1 rRNA gene is annotated in these 1140 nt (G+C 55.2%); it reads right to left on the bottom strand.

The annotated features are described in order from the left end of the window. Window positions 1-7: 7 nt before the first annotated feature. A 16S ribosomal RNA gene (locus tag J2S77_RS14410) occupies window positions 8-1140 on the bottom strand; the annotation flags it as partial.

The following is a 1140-nucleotide window of genomic DNA, read 5'->3' on the forward strand; positions in this document are numbered from 1 at the left end:
TCCTTAGAAAGGAGGTGATCCAGCCGCACCTTCCGATACGGCTACCTTGTTACGACTTCACCCCAATCATTGGCCCCACCTTCGGCGGCTGGCTCCGTGAAGGTTACCCCACCGACTTCGGGTGTTGCCAACTCTCGTGGTGTGACGGGCGGTGTGTACAAGGCCTGGGAACGTATTCACCGCGGCATTCTGATCCGCGATTACTAGCGATTCCGGCTTCATGCAGGCGAGTTGCAGCCTACAATCCGAACTGAGAATGGCTTTATGGGATTAGCTCGACCTCGCGGTTTGGCTTCCCTTTGTACCATCCATTGTAGCACGTGTGTAGCCCAGGTCATAAGGGGCATGATGATTTGACGTCATCCCCGCCTTCCTCCGGTTTGTCACCGGCAGTCATCCTAGAGTGCCCAACTAAATGCTGGCAACTAAGATCAGGGGTTGCGCTCGTTACGGGACTTAACCCAACATCTCACGACACGAGCTGACGACAACCATGCACCACCTGTCATTCGGTCCCCGAAGGGAAGACCCAATCTCTTGGGCTGTCCGAAGATGTCAAGACCTGGTAAGGTTCTTCGCGTTGCGTCGAATTAAACCACATGCTCCACCGCTTGTGCAGGCCCCCGTCAATTCCTTTGAGTTTCAGCCTTGCGGCCGTACTCCCCAGGCGGAGTGCTTATTGCGTTAACTGCAGCACTAAGGGTTGGACCCCCTAACACCTAGCACTCAACGTTTACGGCATGGACTACCAGGGTATCTAATCCTGTTCGCTACCCATGCTTTCGCGCCTCAGCGTCAGTTACAGACCAGAGAGCCGCCTTCGCCACTGGTGTTCCTCCACATATCTACGCATTTCACCGCTACACGTGGAATTCCGCTCTCCTCTTCTGTCCTCAAGTTCCCCAGTTTCCAATGGCCCTCCACAGTTGAGCTGTGGCCTTTCACATCAGACTTAAGGAACCGCCTGCGCGCGCTTTACGCCCAATAATTCCGGACAACGCTTGCCCCCTACGTATTACCGCGGCTGCTGGCACGTAGTTAGCCGGGGCTTTCTGGTGAGGTACCGTCAAGGTGCCGCCCTATTCGAACGGCACTTGTTCTTCCCTCACAACAGAGCTTTACGATCCGAAGACCTTCATC

This window comes from Alkalibacillus salilacus (assembly GCF_030812915.1).
Lineage (GTDB): Bacteria > Bacillota > Bacilli > Bacillales > Alkalibacillaceae > Alkalibacillus > Alkalibacillus salilacus.